Origin of the sequence: Micromonospora sp. AKA38, assembly GCF_027925725.1 — a bacterium.
In the GTDB taxonomy this organism is placed as follows: domain Bacteria; phylum Actinomycetota; class Actinomycetes; order Mycobacteriales; family Micromonosporaceae; genus Micromonospora.
In genome coordinates, this window is record NZ_BNEI01000002.1 from 812,511 (window position 1) to 828,046 (window position 15,536).

At 73.3% G+C, this 15,536-nt stretch carries 12 protein-coding genes; 5 read left to right on the plus strand and 7 right to left on the minus strand.

The window, feature by feature from the left end:
• Positions 1-13: 13 nt before the first annotated feature.
• Positions 14-478 carry a PRC-barrel domain-containing protein gene (locus tag TPA0908_RS07235; protein WP_281935822.1) on the plus strand — a complete coding sequence of 155 codons (465 nt, stop codon included), beginning with the start codon at positions 14-16 and terminating at the stop codon, positions 476-478.
• Positions 479-541: 63 nt separating this feature from the next.
• Positions 542-1,273, plus strand: a complete 732-nt coding sequence (locus tag TPA0908_RS07240; protein WP_281935824.1) for a tyrosine-protein phosphatase — start codon at positions 542-544, stop codon at positions 1,271-1,273.
• A gap of 73 nt (positions 1,274-1,346) precedes the next feature.
• Here TPA0908_RS07240 and TPA0908_RS07245 read toward each other — a convergent pair whose 3' ends face one another.
• Positions 1,347-2,444: a branched-chain amino acid aminotransferase gene (locus TPA0908_RS07245; protein ID WP_281935826.1), complete on the minus strand. Its 1,098-nt coding sequence runs from the start codon at positions 2,442-2,444 to the stop codon at positions 1,347-1,349.
• Positions 2,445-2,634: 190 nt separating this feature from the next.
• On the minus strand, positions 2,635-3,666 hold the full coding sequence (locus tag TPA0908_RS07250; protein ID WP_281935828.1) for a 3-isopropylmalate dehydrogenase: 1,032 nt from the start codon (positions 3,664-3,666) through the stop codon (positions 2,635-2,637).
• Positions 3,667-3,885: 219 nt separating this feature from the next.
• Here TPA0908_RS07250 and TPA0908_RS07255 point away from each other — a divergent pair, with 219 nt between their 5' ends.
• Together TPA0908_RS07255 and TPA0908_RS07260 are read left to right on the plus strand one after the other, a co-directional pair.
• Positions 3,886-4,758: an FAD:protein FMN transferase gene (locus tag TPA0908_RS07255; protein WP_281935830.1), complete on the plus strand. Its 873-nt coding sequence runs from the start codon at positions 3,886-3,888 to the stop codon at positions 4,756-4,758.
• Between the two features lie 334 nt (positions 4,759-5,092).
• Entirely contained in the window at positions 5,093-5,449 is a 357-nt protein-coding gene (locus TPA0908_RS07260) for a hypothetical protein (protein WP_199199609.1), read from the plus strand.
• A 73-nt stretch (positions 5,450-5,522) separates the two neighbouring features.
• On the opposite strand, the gene serA is transcribed toward TPA0908_RS07260, so the two are convergent.
• From serA to TPA0908_RS07285, 5 genes are all read right to left on the minus strand, one after another.
• Positions 5,523-7,121, minus strand: a complete 1,599-nt coding sequence (gene serA / locus TPA0908_RS07265) for a phosphoglycerate dehydrogenase (protein WP_107156162.1) — start codon at positions 7,119-7,121, stop codon at positions 5,523-5,525.
• 291 nt (positions 7,122-7,412) lie between these two features.
• Entirely contained in the window at positions 7,413-8,426 is a 1,014-nt protein-coding gene (gene ilvC / locus TPA0908_RS07270) for a ketol-acid reductoisomerase (RefSeq protein WP_281935834.1), read from the minus strand.
• Between the two features lie 58 nt (positions 8,427-8,484).
• Positions 8,485-9,000: an acetolactate synthase small subunit gene (ilvN, locus tag TPA0908_RS07275; RefSeq protein WP_107156164.1), complete on the minus strand. Its 516-nt coding sequence runs from the start codon at positions 8,998-9,000 to the stop codon at positions 8,485-8,487.
• A 2-nt stretch (positions 9,001-9,002) separates the two neighbouring features.
• Positions 9,003-10,925, minus strand: a complete 1,923-nt coding sequence (locus TPA0908_RS07280) for an acetolactate synthase large subunit (protein WP_281935837.1) — start codon at positions 10,923-10,925, stop codon at positions 9,003-9,005.
• A gap of 181 nt (positions 10,926-11,106) precedes the next feature.
• On the minus strand, positions 11,107-13,524 hold the full coding sequence (locus TPA0908_RS07285) for a putative bifunctional diguanylate cyclase/phosphodiesterase (RefSeq protein WP_374709186.1): 2,418 nt from the start codon (positions 13,522-13,524) through the stop codon (positions 11,107-11,109).
• A gap of 129 nt (positions 13,525-13,653) precedes the next feature.
• On the opposite strand from TPA0908_RS07285, the gene ilvD reads away from it, so the two are divergent.
• A complete protein-coding gene (ilvD, locus tag TPA0908_RS07290) occupies positions 13,654-15,501 on the plus strand; it encodes a dihydroxy-acid dehydratase (RefSeq protein WP_281935839.1) in 1,848 nt (615 codons plus the stop codon).
• Positions 15,502-15,536 lie beyond the last annotated feature (35 nt).

A 15,536-nucleotide genomic window follows, 5' to 3' on the forward strand; every position in this document is an offset into this window, starting at 1 on the left:
AGGAGTCACCCCTATGGACAGGCTCGACCCGCACACCACGCACGGCACCACCGACCCGGTCGCCGACGGCGGCCAGGGCGCCTACGCCGGCGGCGCGCCCGCCGGCGCGTTCGACCCCTGGCGTTACCGCGACGAGGCCGGCGTGGCCAGCGCCGACCTCACCGGCTACAAGGTCGAGGCCACCGACGGCAGCATCGGCAAGATCGACAAGGCGAGCCACGAGGTCGACGACAGCTACCTGGTGGTCGACACCGGCCCGTGGATCTTCGGCAAGAAGGTCATGCTCCCGGCCGGCACGGTGAACCGCGTCGACCACGACGACCGGAAGGTCTTCGTCGACCGGGACAAGGACCAGATCAAGGCGGCCCCGGAGTACGACGAGAGCAACCACGCCGACCCGGCCTACCGGGACAAGCTCGGCGGTTACTACGGCGAGAACTACTCCGCGCTGCCGCCGGACGGCCCGGCCCGGATCTGAGACAGCACCGGCCACGGCCGGCGGGGCACACCGATGCCGCCGCCGGCCGTTACCGTGTCAGGGGTGGATGCCCCGGAGACCCCCTTCCCCGCCCTGTTCAACTTCCGCGACGTCGGCGGCTACCCCGCCCGCGACGGGCGCGCCGTCCGACGCGGTCGGCTCTACCGCTCCGACTCCCTGCACCGCATCGACGAGACCGACCGGGCCGCGTTCACCGCGCTCGGCATCCGCACGGTGATCGACCTGCGCCGGCCGACCGAGGTGGCGCGCGACGGCCGGGTGCCCGACTACGACGGGCTCGTCTACCGGCACATCCATCCCGAGCACGCGGACTGGGCCGCCCAGCAGTTCGAGTCCTCCGGCGTCGACCTGGCCCGCTACCTCGCCGACCGGTACGCGGACCTGGCCCGCACCGGCACGGCGGGGCTGGCCGAGGCGGTCGGCCTGATCGCCGACAGCGCCAACGCCCCGGTGGTGGTGCACTGCGTCGCCGGCAAGGACCGCACCGGCATCGTCTGCGCGCTCACGCTGGCCGTGCTCGGCGTGGCCGACGACGACATCGTCGCGGACTACGCGCTCAGCACCGCCGCCTCGGAACGGTTCAGCGCCTGGGTGCGGGCCACCCTGCCGGACGCGGAGGAGCTGCCGCCGCCGTTCCTGGGCTCCCCCGCCGAGGCGATGGAGCTGTTCCTCGCCGAGCTACGCGCCGGCCACGGCTCGGTCGAGGGCTACCTGACGCACGCCGGCGTCACCGAGGCCCAGCTCGACGCGCTCCGCACCCACCTTCTGGAATGACGTGTCGACAAGGAGTTGGCGTCCGGCGCCGGACCGGGCGGACGCCAACTCCTTGCTCACGCCTCCGGGGTCGTCAGAGCACCCGGGTGACCCAGTTGTGGGGGTCGGCGGCACGGCCGCGCTGGATGTCGACCAGCCGCTGCCGCAACGCCATGGTGGTGCGGCCCGGCTCGCCGCCGCCGATGAGGAACTCGCCGTCCGGGAAGCGCACGCCGCCGATCGGGGTGATCACGGCGGCGGTGCCGCAGGCGAAGACCTCGCGCAGCCGGCCGCTGGCCGCGTCCGCCTGCCAGTCGGCGAAGCTGACCGGACTCTCCCGGACCGTGTGCCCGGCCTCGGCGGCCAGCGACAGGATCGCGTCGCGGGTGATGCCCGGCAGGATCGTGCCGCCCAGCGGCGGCGTGACCACCGTGCCGTCGTCGTAGACGAAGAAGACGTTCATGCCGCCCAGCTCGTCGACGAACCGCCGCTCGACCGCGTCCAGGAAGACCACCTGGTCGCAGCCGGCCTCGATCGCCTCGGCCTGGGCCGCCAGCGACGCGGCGTAGTTGCCGCCGCACTTGGCCGCGCCGGTGCCGCCGGGCGCGGCCCGGGTGTAGTCCGGCGAGACCCAGACCGTCACCGGCTTCACCCCGCCGGCGAAGTAGGCGCCGGCCGGCGACGCGATGACGCAGTAGAGGTATTCGTTGGCCGGGCGCACGCCGAGGAAGACCTCGCTGGCGAACATGAACGGCCGCAGGTAGAGGCTGCCGTCCTCCTGCTCCGGAATCCACTCCCGGTCGATCTCGACCAGCCGGCGCAGCGACTCCACGAACGTCTCCGGCGGCAGCTCCGGCATGGCCAGCCGGCGGGCGGACGCCACGAAGCGGGCCGCGTTGGCCTCCGGGCGGAACATGGTCACCGCCCCGTCACCGGTGCGGTACGCCTTCAGGCCCTCGAAGATCTCCTGCGCGTAGTGCAGCACGGCGGCGGCCGGGTCCATCGGGATCGGGGCGCGCGCCTCGATGCGGGCGTCGTACCAGCCCTTGCCGTCGGCGTAGCGGATGGTGACCATGTGGTCGGTGAACACCCGGCCGAACCCCGGGTTCGCCAGCAGGGCGGCCCGGTCGGCGGCGGATACCGGCGCGGGATTCGGACGGGTCTCGAAATCGAGCTTGTCACCACCGCTCATCGCGCTGACCTCCCTGCGGGTCCACGGCATGCGGGGTCGCACACCGACGTCACTGGTGCCAGAAACTTACCCCGAACGGTCGTTCAGCGGATAGCTCCGACCCCGCACATCGACGATGCCAATCGGGGGGAGCTGGCCCGGAAACGGGTCTGGCGGCCCGGTTCCGGGCCGCCAGGAGGGATCGGCCCGGTCAGGCTACCGCGTGGGCGGCGAGCCGGTCGCCGACCTCGTCGGTGCGCAGCGGCGTGCCGGGGGTACGCCCGGACAGCTCGGCGGCGACCGCGGCGGTGACCCGCGCGGCGGCGTCGGCGTGGCCGAGCTGGTCGAGCAGCAGCGCGGCGGAGAGCACGGCGGCCACCGGGTCGGCGACGCCCTTGCCGGCGATGTCCGGCGCGGAGCCGTGCACCGGCTCGAACATCGACGGGTAACGCCCCTCCGGGTTGATGCAGCCGCTGGCGGCCAACCCGATGCCGCCGGTCACCGCGGCGGCGATGTCGGTGAGGATGTCACCGAAGAGGTTGTCGGTCACCACCACGTCGTACCGGGACGGGTTCGTCACCAGGAACATCGCGGCGGCGTCGACGTGCTGGTACTCCGTGGTCACGTCGGGGTGCTCGGCGGCCACCTCGGCGAAGGCGCGGGACCACAACGAGCCGGCGTGGGTGAGCACGTTGGTCTTGTGCACCAGCGTGACCTTGCGCCGCTCCCGGCGGCCGGCCCGGGCGAACGCGTCCCGGATCACCCGCTCGACGCCGTGCCGGGTGTTCAGGCTCTCCTCGGTGGCCACCTCGGCCGGGGTGCCCCGGTGCAGGCTGCCGCCGGCGCCCGCGTAGAGCCCCTCGGTGCCCTCGCGGACCACCACGAGGTCCACCTCGCCGGGCTTGACGGCCGCCAGCGGGCCGGTCACGCCGGGCCAGAGCCGGGACGGCCGGAGGTTCACGTACTGGTCGAAGGCGAAGCGGAGCTTGAGCAGCAGGCCGCGCTCCAGCACGCCGGGCGGCACGGTCGGGTCGCCGACGGCGCCGAGCAGGATGGCGTCGTGACCGGCCAGCTCGTCGAGGACGCTGTCCGGGAGCACCTCGCCGGTGCGGTGCCAGCGCGCGGCGCCGAGGTCGTACTCGGTGGCCTCGATGCCGGGCAGCACGGCGTCGAGGACCTTGCGGGCCTGCCCGACCACCTCGGGACCGATGCCGTCACCGGCCACCACCGCGATGCGTGCCACCTGGCGCTCCTCACCTCGTCGTTCTGCGCAACGGTACGTCGCCGTCCCGCCTCCCGGTACGAGTCTTCCACCATCCGGGAAGCCCGATGCACAGGAGGCTCCCAGCCGGCATTCATGGTGCGGTCATCTCCACTGCTTAGGGTCGAGTCGACCGGGTCGACGGGAGCCCGGCACCGGCATCGCCGCGACGCTGCGGCGGCCAGCGAGGGGGCGGGTGTCATGCGGATCGACCAGCGGCGGGCACACTGGGCGGACGAACAACCCCGGACCCGCTGGGTCGACCAGACCGGATTCCGCCAGCCCCGCCCCGACCTGCGCCTCGGCGCCCGCAGCCACCGGGTGGAGCGCGACGGCACCACCCCCTACGACCGGATCAGCGTCCGGCACACCGTCAGCACCTCCACCGCGGAGTACACGCTGCTGCTCAACGCGCCGGACTGGTTCGGTCACCGGGGCGTCGGCGAGGCGCTCCGCGACGCCGTCGCCGAACTGCGCGCCGTCGACCTCACCTTCGGCCCGAACCAGCCGGACAGCCTGGTGTCGCGGCTGCGGCGCGACGAGATCAGCCCCGACTCGTACCCTCCGCTGGCCGACCTGGTGGACCGCTGCGCCGCCATGCGGGCGGCGACCGACGGGTGGTTCGACGCCTGGGCGGTGCCGGGCGGCTTCGACCCGGGCGGCCTGCTCGGCGGCTGGGCGGTGGAGCGGGCCGCGGCGCGGTTGCGGGCCGCCGGCATCCACGACTACGCCGTGCTCAGCGGCGCCGACCTGACGGTACGCGGCCACGCCGCGCACGGCGGCCCGTGGCGGGTCGCGGTGCACCACCCGACCGAGGCGCGCCGGTCGCCGCTGGTGCTGGAGATGACCGCCGGCGCGGTCGGCACCTCCGGGGTCACCGGGCGGCGGGGGCACGTCGTCGACCCGCACACCGGGGAGCCGACCGAACGACTGGTCGCCGCCACCGTGGTCGGCCCGGACCTGGCGATCGCCGACGCCTACGCCACCGCCCTGTACGCCGCCGGCCCGGCCGGCCTGGCCTGGTTCCGCGACGGCTCGGACTACCGCGCGCTCTTCGCGCACCAGCGCCGCTGACGCGCGGTCGCGCCCCGCTCGCATCCGGGGCGTGGAACCGCGATCGGCCCCCGCGGTCTCGGCAACGACCGTGGGGGCCGGTCAGCGACGAATGCGCGTGGCTCGCGCAATCGAGGGGTGCGGGCCGACAAGCCGGGCACCCGACCGCGTCACCCGAAGACGGGCCGGGACATCGACTCAGCCGGAAACCGCACCGGTACGCTAGCGAATCGACGCAACTCGACGCAAGAGTCTCCACAGCGGACGCCGCCGGAGCGGTGTCGACAATCAGCAGGTGAACCCTCGGGGCGGGGCGGAAGTGACGCCGGCCGCCCGGGATGGCACGCTGTCCGCCGTGAGTTTCGATCTGAGCGTGTGGGCCCTGCCGAACGGGGCCACCCCGGAGCAGGTGCGAGCGGCCGTGCGGCAGTGCCGCGAGGGATGGCACGGCGAGCAGCACCCCGACCCGCGCGTGGTCGGCTTCTACCGGGCGATCACGGCGAGCTACCCCGACCGGCCGGCCCGACCGGGCACGCCGTGGGAGGTCGCACCGCTGCACGCGGCCGCCGACCACGTCGAGATGAACCTGCACCCCGCCTGCCCGGACCAGGTCCTGTTGGACATCGAGCGGCTGGCCGGCGAACACGACCTGATGCTCTTCGACGCGCAGGACGGCTCGGTCTACCCGCCGCCCGCCCGCGTCCGGTCCTGACCGACGCGACCGGCGTCGCCGCACGACGAAGGGCCCGGCCGAAGCGGCCGGGCCCCGATCCGTCCGGTGCGGACTACTCGTCGCGCAGGTCGGCCGCGCTGGCCGCGACCGCGCCGATCGAGTCGGCCGCGGAGGTGAGCAGGTCGGCGCCGAGCGCCTGGTCGACGGTGAGCGTCATCAGCGTCTCGCCGCCGGCCTCCCGCCGGGCCACCTGCATGGCGGCGATGTTGACGCCGGCCTCGCCGAGCAGCGTGCCGACCGTGCCGACCACGCCGGGCCGGTCGACGTAGCGCAGGAAGACCAGGATGCCCTCCGCGCCGATCTCCACGTCGAAGCCGTCCACCTCGGTCAGCTTGAGCACGTCCCGGGCCCCGGTGTGCACCGCCGTGCCGGAGACCCGGACGGTCCGCCCGTCCGGCAGCGCGCCGCGCACCGTCACCAGGTTCGGGTGGTCCACCGTCTCGGTCGGCGTGGCCAGCGTGACCTCGACGCCCCGCTCGGCGGCCAGGTGCGGCGCGTTGACGTAGGTGACCTGCTCCTCCACCACGGAGCTGAACAGCCCCTTGGTGGCGGCGAGCTTGAGCACCGACACGTCGTGGCTGGCGATCTCGCCGCGCACCTCGACGGTGACGCTGGCGGCCACGCCGCCGGCCAGCGCGGTGAACGCCCGGCCCAGCTTCTCGGCCAGCGGCAGCAGCGGCCGGACGTCCTCGGCGACCACGCCGCCGGCCTGCACGTTCACCGCGTCCGGCACGAACTCGCCCTGGAGCGCGAGCTTGACGCTCTTCGCCACGGCCAGACCGGCCTTGTCCTGCGCCTCGTTCGTGGAGGCGCCCAGGTGCGGGGTGGCCACCACGTTGTCGAACGCGAACAGCGGCGACGAGGTGCAGGGCTCCTTGGCGTACACGTCGACGCCGGCGCCGGCGACCCGGCCCTCCGCGATCGCGTCGGCGAGCGCCTGCTCGTCGACCAGCCCGCCCCGGGCGGCGTTGACGATCCGGACGCCCGGCTTGACCACCGCCAGTTCCTTCTCGCCGATCAGGCCCACCGTCTCCGGCGTCTTCGGCAGGTGGATCGAGATGAAGTCGCTCTCCCGCAGCAGCTCCTCCAGGCCGACCAGGCGCACCCCGAGCTGCGCGGCGCGGGCCGGCTGGATGTACGGGTCGTACGCGATGAGCCGGGTGCCGAACGCGGCGATGCGCTGCGCGAACAGCACGCCGATGCGGCCGAGGCCGACCACGCCCACGGTCTTGCCCTGGATCTCCACGCCGGTGTACTTCGACCGCTTCCACTCGCCGGCCTTGAGCGCGGCGCTGGCGCTGGCGGTGTTGCGGGCCACCGCGAGCAGCAGCGCGACCGCCTGCTCGGCGGCGGAGACGATGTTGGAGGTGGGAGCGTTGACCACCATGACGCCACGCGCGGTGGCGGCCGGCACCTCGACGTTGTCCAGGCCGACGCCGGCCCGGGCGACCACCTTCAGCCGGGGCGCCGCCGCGACCGCCTCGGCGTCGATCTGGGTGGCGCTGCGTACGATCACCGCGTCGGCCTCGGAGAGCGCGGAGAGCAGGGCCGGACGGTCGGTGCCGTCCACGTGGCGCACGTCGAAGTCGTGCGCGAGCACCTCGATGGCGGCGGGGGCGAGTTCTTCGGCGATCAGTACGACAGGATTCATCGGTCCTCGTAGACGCTCGGTATCGGTTGGCCTGGGGCGTCGGGGCGCCGCACTGCGCCCTGCGCCGATCCGTGCCATGGCCGTCGGGTGCCGCGTGGAGCACCACACCAAGGATGGTAGGTGTCGGCCCGCCCTCCGGGTCCCGGACCAGGGGGTGAGGGCCCTCACACGCGGTCGTCACGCGCCGGACACCGCCGGTTCATGTGCCGACGACGACGACCCGCGGCCCGACGCCGGGAAGAGCGTCGGGTCGCGGGTCGCACGGTGTGCCCGGTCGGGCGGTGGGTCCGATCAGGCGGTCTCGGTGATCGGGCGGTCGACCCAGCTCATCATGGCGCGCAGCTTCTGCCCGGTCTCCTCGATCGGGTGGGCCGCGCCCTCGGCCCGCCACTTGGCGAAGTTCGGCCGGCCGGCCTCGTCCTCGGCCACCCACTCGCGGGCGAACTCGCCGGACTGGATCTCGCCGAGGATCTTGCGCATCTCGTCCTTGACCCGCGAGTCGACGACCCGGGGGCCACGGGACAGGTCACCATACTCGGCGGTGTCGGAGATGCTGTAGCGCATCCGGGCGATGCCGCCCTCGTACATCAGGTCGACGATCAGCTTCAGCTCGTGCAGGCACTCGAAGTAGGCCACCTCGGGCGCGTAGCCGGCCTCGGTGAGCACCTCGAAACCGGTCTGCACCAGCGCCGCCGCGCCGCCGCAGAGCACCGCCTGCTCGCCGAAGAGGTCGGTCTCGGTCTCCTCGGTGAAGGTGGTCCGGATCGCGCCGGCCCGGGTGCCGCCGATCGCCTTGGCGTACGCCAGCGCCAGGGCGAACGCGTTGCCGCTGGGGTCCTGCTCGACGGCGACCAGGCAGGGCACGCCCTTGCCGTCGACGTACTGGCGGCGGACCAGGTGACCGGGACCCTTCGGGGCGACCATCGCCACGTCCACGTCGGCCGGCGGCGTGATCAGGCCGTACCGGATGTTGAAGCCGTGGCCGAAGAAGAGCGCCTTGCCGGCGGCCAGGTTCGGCGCGATGGCGTCGGCGTAGAGGCCACGCTGGGCGGTGTCCGGCGCCAGGATCATGATCACGTCGGCCTCGGCCGCCGCCTCCGCCGGGGTGAGCACCCGCAGGCCCTGCTCCTCGGCCTTGGGCCGGCTCTTCGACCCGGCGGGCAGGCCGATCACCACGTCGACGCCGGAGTCACGCAGCGACAACGCGTGCGCGTGGCCCTGGCTGCCGTACCCGATCACGGCGACCTTGCGGCCCTGGATCAGGCCCAGGTCGGCGTCGTCGTCGTAGAAAACCTCAACGCTCATTGACTTCCCTTTCGTACGGCGGTGCCCGTCGGCCCGTCGAAAAACTGGTGGGTACGGATCAGGCGGCGCGCAGCGCCGGGCCGGCGGTGATGGCGCGGGAACCGCGCCCGATGGCCACCGTGCCGGACTGGACCATCTCCTTGATGCCGAACGGCTCCAGGTCACGCAGCAGCGCGTCGAGCTTGTCCGGCGTGCCGGTGGCCTCGATGGTCAACGTGTCCGGCGCGACGTCGACCACCCGGGCCCGGAACAGGCCGACCGTCTCCAGCACCTGGGCGCGGGCGCTGCGGTCCGCGCGGACCTTGACCAGCAGCAGCTCCCGGGCCACCGAGACCTGCGCATCCAGCTCAACGATCTTGAGTACGTTGACCAGCTTGTTGAGCTGCTTGGTCACCTGCTCCAGCGGCGAGGACTCGGCGTTGACCACGATGGTGATCCGGGAGACGTCCGGGTTCTCGGTCTCGCCCACGGCGAGACTGTCGATGTTGAACCCGCGCCGGGAGAACAGCCCGGAGACCCGGGCCAGGACACCCGGCTTGTTCTCCACCAGCACGGACAGCGTGTGCAGTGTCATAGTTAGATGTCGTCCTCGTCGAAGACGGGGCGCACGCCCCGCGCGAACATGATCTCGTCGTTGCTGGTGCCGGCGGCCACCATCGGCCAGACCATCGCGTCCTTGCCGACCACGAAGTCGATGACCACCGGTGCGTCGGTGATCGCCATGGCCGCCTCGATGGTCTTGTCCACGTCGGCGGCGTTCTCGCAGCGCAGCCCGACGCAGCCGAGCGCCTCGGCGAGCTTGACGAAATCCGGGATGCGGTGCTTGTGCGTGCCCAGCTCGGTGTTGGAGTAACGCTCCCCGTAGAACAGCGTCTGCCACTGCCGGACCATGCCGAGGTTGCCGTTGTTGATCACGGCGACCTTGACCGGGATGCCCTCCAGCGCGCAGGTGGCCAGCTCCTGGTTGGTCATCTGGAAGCAGCCGTCGCCGTCCACCGCCCAGACCGTGGTCTCCGGCCGGCCCACCTTGGCGCCCATCGCGGCCGGCACGGCGTAGCCCATGGTGCCCAGCCCACCGGAGTTCAGCCAGGTGTTCGGCTTCTCGTACGAGATGAACTGGCTGGCCCACATCTGGTGCTGGCCGACGCCGGCCACGTAGATCGCGTCCGGACCGGCGATCTCGCCCAACCGCTTGATCACGTACTGCGGGGAGAGCGTGCCGTCGGCCGGCTCCTCGAAGCCGAGCGGGTACCGCTCGCGCAGGTCGTCGAGCTGGTGCCACCAGTCCGCCAGGTCGGCGGCCGGGTGGGTGGCCTGCTCGGCGGTGACCGCCGCGATCAGCTCGTCGATCACGTGCCGCGCGTCACCCACGATCGGGACGTCGGCGTGCCGGTTCTTGCCGATCTCGGCCGGGTCGACGTCGGCGTGCACCACCGCGGCGTCCGGCGCGAACGAGTCCAGCTTGCCGGTCACCCGGTCGTCGAAGCGGGCGCCGAGCGCCACGATCAGGTCGGCCTTCTGGAGGCCGTAGACGGCGGCGACGGTGCCGTGCATGCCGGGCATGCCGAGGTGCTGCCGGTGCGAGTCGGGGAACGCGCCGAGCGCCATCAACGTGGTGACCACCGGGATCCCGGTCAGCTCGGCCAGCCGGCGCAGCCCCTCGGTGGCGCCGGCCTTGAGCACGCCGCCGCCGACGTAGAGCACCGGCCGGCGGGCCGTGGTCATCAGCCGGGCCGCCTCGCGGATCTGCTTGCCGTGCGGGTGCAGCGTGGGCCGGTAGCCGGGCAGGTCCAGCGTCGGCGGCCAGGAGAACGTGGCCGGCGCCTGGAGGACGTCCTTGGGGATGTCGACGAGCACCGGCCCGGGCCGGCCGGTGGAGGCCAGGTGGAACGCCTCGGCGAGCACCCGGGGGATCTCGTCGGCGGTCTGCACCAGGAAGTTGTGCTTGGTGATCGGCAGCGTGATGCCCTGGATGTCGGCCTCCTGGAAGGCGTCCGTGCCGATCGACGGCCGGGCCACCTGGCCGGTGATCGCCACGATCGGCACCGAGTCCATGTAGGCGTCCGCGATCGGGGTGACCAGGTTGGTCGCGCCCGGGCCGGAGGTGGCGATGCAGACGCCGACCCGGCCGGTGGCCTGGGCGTAGCCGGTGGCCGCGTGCCCGGCGCCCTGCTCGTGGCGGACCAGGATGTGCCGGACGGTGGAGTCGTAGAGCGGGTCGTACGCGGGCAGGATCGCGCCGCCCGGGATGCCGAAGACCACGTCGACGCCGAGCGCCTCCAGCGAGCGCACGAGCGAGCCGGCGCCGGAGACCTGCGCGGTGGCGGGCTGCCGTACCGGTGTGCCGGCCGGGTCCGCGCCGGCCGGGACGGCCCGGCTCGCGGCGGGGGCGGCGCCGGTGCGGGCGGCGGGGGCGTGGTCGGCGTCGCCGGTCGCGCCGGTGCCCGTGCGGGCTCGTCGGGCGGAGTGGGCGAGGGTCTCTGGCGTGGGTCTCGTCATGGCGGTTCAGGCCTTCGGCTGTGAGTGGGTGACGCGGTTGTCAGGATGGGACGGCGGGCGTCCCGGCGATGGTCCGACGGCAACAAAAAAGCCCTCGTGCAGGATGCACGGGGCCAGCGCACTCTCGGGAGGAGAGTGCGCTCAGGTAAGTACTCGCAGCGACCGGTTCGACGACATGCGGCTAAGCCTGACGCATCTCACGCGATGAGTCAACTGATCCCACATTTTGGTTCACGGACGTGGGCGTGTCGGTCGTCGACACCCCCTCCACGCCGGCTGTCACCTGCGGAGACGCCTCCACGGCGGGGCGTTGGGCGGGCGGGTTGTTGCGCAGCCGGGGCAGCAACGGCGACGGCGTACGCGCCGGCGGGGACGGCGGCGCGGGCGGGATCGCGGCGGGCCGGTTGCCGGGCGCGGTGGCCGCCTCCAGCATCGCCTCCAGGTGCTCGGCCGGCACTCCCCAGCCGAAGAGCGCGCCCTGGCCGAACCGGCAGCCGGCGGCCACCACGGCGGCCAGCTCGGTCGGGTTGGTGACCCCCTCGGCGATCACCTCCAGCCCGAGCTGGTGGCCGAGGCGCATGACGATGTCGACCATCGGGGCGAACGCCGGCCCCTCCCGGCCCACCGGCCGCACCGGCTCGTGCTCGGCGACCAGACTGTGGTCGATCTTGAGGATGTCGATCGGCAGCCGCCGAAGCTGACCCAGCGAGGAGTAGCCGGCGCCGAAGTCGTCGAGCGCGATCCGGACGCCGGTCAGCCGCAACGCGGTCAGCCGCCGGATCAGCTCGTCCAGGTCGGTGGCGACCGCGTGCTCGGTCACCTCCAGCACCAGCCGCTGCGGCGGCACGTGGTGCGCGCGCAACGCGTCGGCCACCTGGACGACGTACTGCGGGGCGTGCAGCTCGCGCGGCGAGACGTTCACCGACACCCAGACGTCGTGCCCGTCGGCCAGCCAGCGGGAGAGCTGGTAGCAGGCCTGGTGCAGCACCCACGCGCCGAGCTTGGAGATCATCCCGCACTCCTCGGCCAGCGGGATGAACTCGTCCGGCCGGACGTTGCCCAGCTCCGGGTGGCGCCAGCGGAGCAGCGCCTCGGCGCCGACCGGCCGGACCGAGGGCAGCGAGGCCACCGGCTGGAAGACCAGCCGCAGCTCGTCGCGCTCGATCGCGCCGCGCAGCTCGTGCTCCAGCCGGGTGCGCCGGCTCAGCAACTGGTCGTACGTGGCGTCGTAGCGCTCGATCCGGTTCTTGCCGCGCTGCTTGGCGTAGCGCAACGCCAGGTCGGCGTTGCGCAGCAACAGCTCGACGTCGTGGTCGCCGGGACTGCCGGCCACCCCGATGCTGACCGAGAGGAAGACCGGCCCGTCCGCCTCCTCGTACGGGCGGCCGAGCAGCCCGAGCAGCCGCTCGGCGACCGGCCCGGGCTCGGCCGAACCGTGCATCAGCACCGCGAACTCGTCGCCGCCGAGGCGGGCGGCCAGATCACCCGGCCGCAGGTTGCCGCGCAGCCGCCGACCCACCTCGGCGAGCACCGCGTCGCCGACGTCGTGCCCGCGCATGTCGTTGACGTTCTTGAAGCCGTCCAGGTCGAGCCCGAGCAGCACGCAGGGCACCCCCGTCTCGGCGCACCGGTGCAGGGCCCGCAGCAGCCCACGCCGGTTGGCCAGGTCGGTGAGCGGATCGGTGTGCGCCAGCTCGCGGAAGTGCGCCTCCCGCTCGGCCAGCCGGACGGCGTAGCCGCGCACGTCGTTGAGGGCGAGATATTGCCGGGCGACGAGCGCGAACCCCTCGACGCTGCCGGTCACGATGCCGTACCCGTCGAACCGGCCACCCTGGGTGAGGTGGTACATCGCGGAGGCGGCCATGGCGAACATCGGCACGAACGCGTACTCGCCGTCGCGGCGGATGAGGTCGACGTCGAACCGCGTCGCGTCCGCCCGGCGCCCGGCGACGGCGGTGGCCACCAGGCCGGCCGCGGTCAGCACGGCGCCGGCCAGCAGCATGCGCGGGCCGCCCTGGCACAGCCCGGCCGCCACGCCCAGGCCCCCGGCGGTCACCGCGATCGCGCCGCCGCCGAGCAGCGTCAGCCAGCCGCGCGGCGGGGCGGCGCGCAGCACCAGGATCAGCGTCAGCCCGGTGGTGAGCGCGGCGCTGACGGTGGCCAGCAGGATGGGCAGGCAGGCGACCGGGGTGGCGTCGCCGAGCAGCCGGGTCGGCGCGCTGAACGTCACCCAGCCGACGAACCACAGCGCGGTCGCCATGATCACGCCGTCGAGCAGCAGCCGGGCGGTGGCGGCCCGGGTCGCCGCCGCGCCGGGCAACCGCAGCAGCGCGGCGCCGAGACCCACCGCGGCCACGGTGGTGGACGCCGCGACGAGCGTGGCCCAGCCGGTGCGCTGGCCCTGCCGGTGCACCCAGTGGTCCCCGGCGAGCAGCAGGCCGCCCAGGCCGAGGAGCAGGCTGAGCAGGGCGGTCCCGCCGGCCACGGCCAGCAGCAGGTGGGCCTGCCGACGGGGGCCGGTGCGGCGCCGGGCCGACGCGGCGAGCAGCGTGACGGCGCCGGCCGCGGCGCAACCGCTCAGCGCCGCGACGGCGACCATCCCCGGGGACGACTGCACACGTCCAACTCTGCCGGATCCGTGCCCTCCGTGGGGGACCGGGTGTGCAACTGTTGGGACACAGGGTGTACGGCCGGAAGTCGCCGGGCCGGCGGTGTCAGACTGGTGGACATGCCTGAGCTGCGGTCGAGGACATCCACCCACGGTCGGACGATGGCCGGTGCCCGGGCCCTCTGGCGGGCCACCGGGATGACCGACGACGACTTCGGCAAGCCGATCGTCGCCATCGCCAACAGTTTCACCCAGTTCGTACCCGGTCATGTCCATCTCAAGGACCTCGGCGGCCTGGTCGCGGACGCGGTGGCCGAGGCCGGCGGCGTGGGTCGGGAGTTCAACACCATCGCCGTCGACGACGGCATCGCCATGGGCCACGGCGGCATGCTCTACTCGCTGCCCAGCCGCGAGCTGATCGCCGACGCGGTGGAATACATGGTCAACGCGCACTGCGCGGACGCCCTGGTCTGCATCTCCAACTGCGACAAGATCACCCCCGGGATGCTGCTCGCCGCGCTGCGGCTGAACATCCCGACCGTGTTCGTCTCCGGCGGCCCGATGGAGGCCGGCAAGACGGTGGCGATCGAGGGCGTCGTCCACTCCAAGATCGACCTGATCGACGCCATGATCGCGTCCTCGAACGAGGCGGTCACCGACGACCAGCTCGGCGAGATCGAGCGCTCGGCATGCCCGACCTGCGGCTCCTGCTCCGGCATGTTCACCGCCAACTCGATGAACTGCCTGACCGAGGCGATCGGCCTGGCGCTGCCCGGCAACGGCTCGACGCTGGCCACCCACGCCGCGCGCCGGTCGCTCTTCGTCGAGGCCGGCCGCACCGCCGTGGAGATCGCCAAGCGCTGGTACGACGAGGACGACGCCTCGGTGCTGCCGCGCGCGATCGCCGGCCGGGCCGCGTTCGAGAACGCGGTCGCGCTCGACGTGGCCATGGGCGGCTCCACCAACACGATCCTGCACCTGCTCGCCGCCGCCCGCGAAGCCGAGCTGGACTTCGACGTGGCCGACATCGACGCCGTCTCGCGGCGGGTGCCGTGCCTGGCCAAGGTCGCCCCGAACTCGCCGAACTACCACATGGAGGACGTGCACCGGGCCGGCGGCATCCCCGCCATCCTCGGCGAGCTGGACCGCGCCGGCCTGCTCCACCGCGACGTGCGCGCGGTGCACTCCCCCAGCCTCGACCGGTGGCTGGCCGACTGGGACGTGCGCGGCGGCTCGGCCACGCCCGAGGCGGTCGAGCTGTTCCACGCCGCGCCCGGCGGGGTGCGCACCACCGAGCCGTTCTCCACCACCAACCGCTGGTCGTCGCTGGACACCGACGCGGCCGGCGGCTGCATCCGCGACCGTGCGCACGCCTACAGCGCCGACGGCGGGCTGGCCATCCTGCACGGCAACCTGGCGCCGGACGGCTGCGTGGTGAAGACCGCCGGGGTGCCCGAGGAGTGCCTGACGTTCCGCGGCCCGGCCAAGGTCTTCGAGTCGCAGGACGACGCGGTGACCGCCATCCTGGCCAAGCAGATCGTCGCCGGCGACGTGGTGGTGATCCGCTACGAGGGCCCGAAGGGCGGCCCCGGCATGCAGGAGATGCTCTACCCCACCTCGTTCCTCAAGGGCCGAGGGCTCGGGCGCGCCTGCGCGCTGCTCACCGACGGCCGGTTCTCCGGCGGCACCTCCGGCCTGTCCATCGGGCACGTCTCGCCGGAGGCGGCCTCCGGCGGGCTGATCGCGCTGGTGCGCGACGGCGACGAGGTCGTCATCGACATCCCGGGCCGCTCCATCGAGCTGAACGTGCCCGCCGACGAGCTGACCGCGCGCCGGGTGGCCGAGGAGAAGCGCGACCGCCCGTACACCCCGGCCGACCGGCAGCGCCCGGTCTCGGCGGCGCTGCGCGCGTACGCCTCGATGGCGACCTCGGCCAGCGACGGCGCGTACCGCCGCGTCCCCGAGTAGGTGCAAGGAGGGGCCCCCGCTTAACGCCTCGTGCA

Coding starts and splice junctions, on each gene's coding strand:
- ilvD (WP_281935839.1), top strand. CDS start 13,654: ATGCCTGAGCTGCGGTCGAGGACATCCACCCACGGTCGGACGATGGCC.
- ilvN (WP_107156164.1), bottom strand. CDS start 9,000: ATGACACTGCACACGCTGTCCGTGCTGGTGGAGAACAAGCCGGGTGTC.
- TPA0908_RS07235 (WP_281935822.1), top strand. CDS start 14: ATGGACAGGCTCGACCCGCACACCACGCACGGCACCACCGACCCGGTC.
- TPA0908_RS07245 (WP_281935826.1), bottom strand. CDS start 2,444: ATGAGCGGTGGTGACAAGCTCGATTTCGAGACCCGTCCGAATCCCGCG.
- serA (WP_107156162.1), bottom strand. CDS start 7,121: ATGAATCCTGTCGTACTGATCGCCGAAGAACTCGCCCCCGCCGCCATC.
- TPA0908_RS07255 (WP_281935830.1), top strand. CDS start 3,886: ATGCGGATCGACCAGCGGCGGGCACACTGGGCGGACGAACAACCCCGG.
- ilvC (WP_281935834.1), bottom strand. CDS start 8,426: ATGAGCGTTGAGGTTTTCTACGACGACGACGCCGACCTGGGCCTGATC.
- TPA0908_RS07280 (WP_281935837.1), bottom strand. CDS start 10,925: ATGACGAGACCCACGCCAGAGACCCTCGCCCACTCCGCCCGACGAGCC.
- TPA0908_RS07285 (WP_374709186.1), bottom strand. CDS start 13,524: ATGGTCGCCGTCGCGGCGCTGAGCGGTTGCGCCGCGGCCGGCGCCGTC.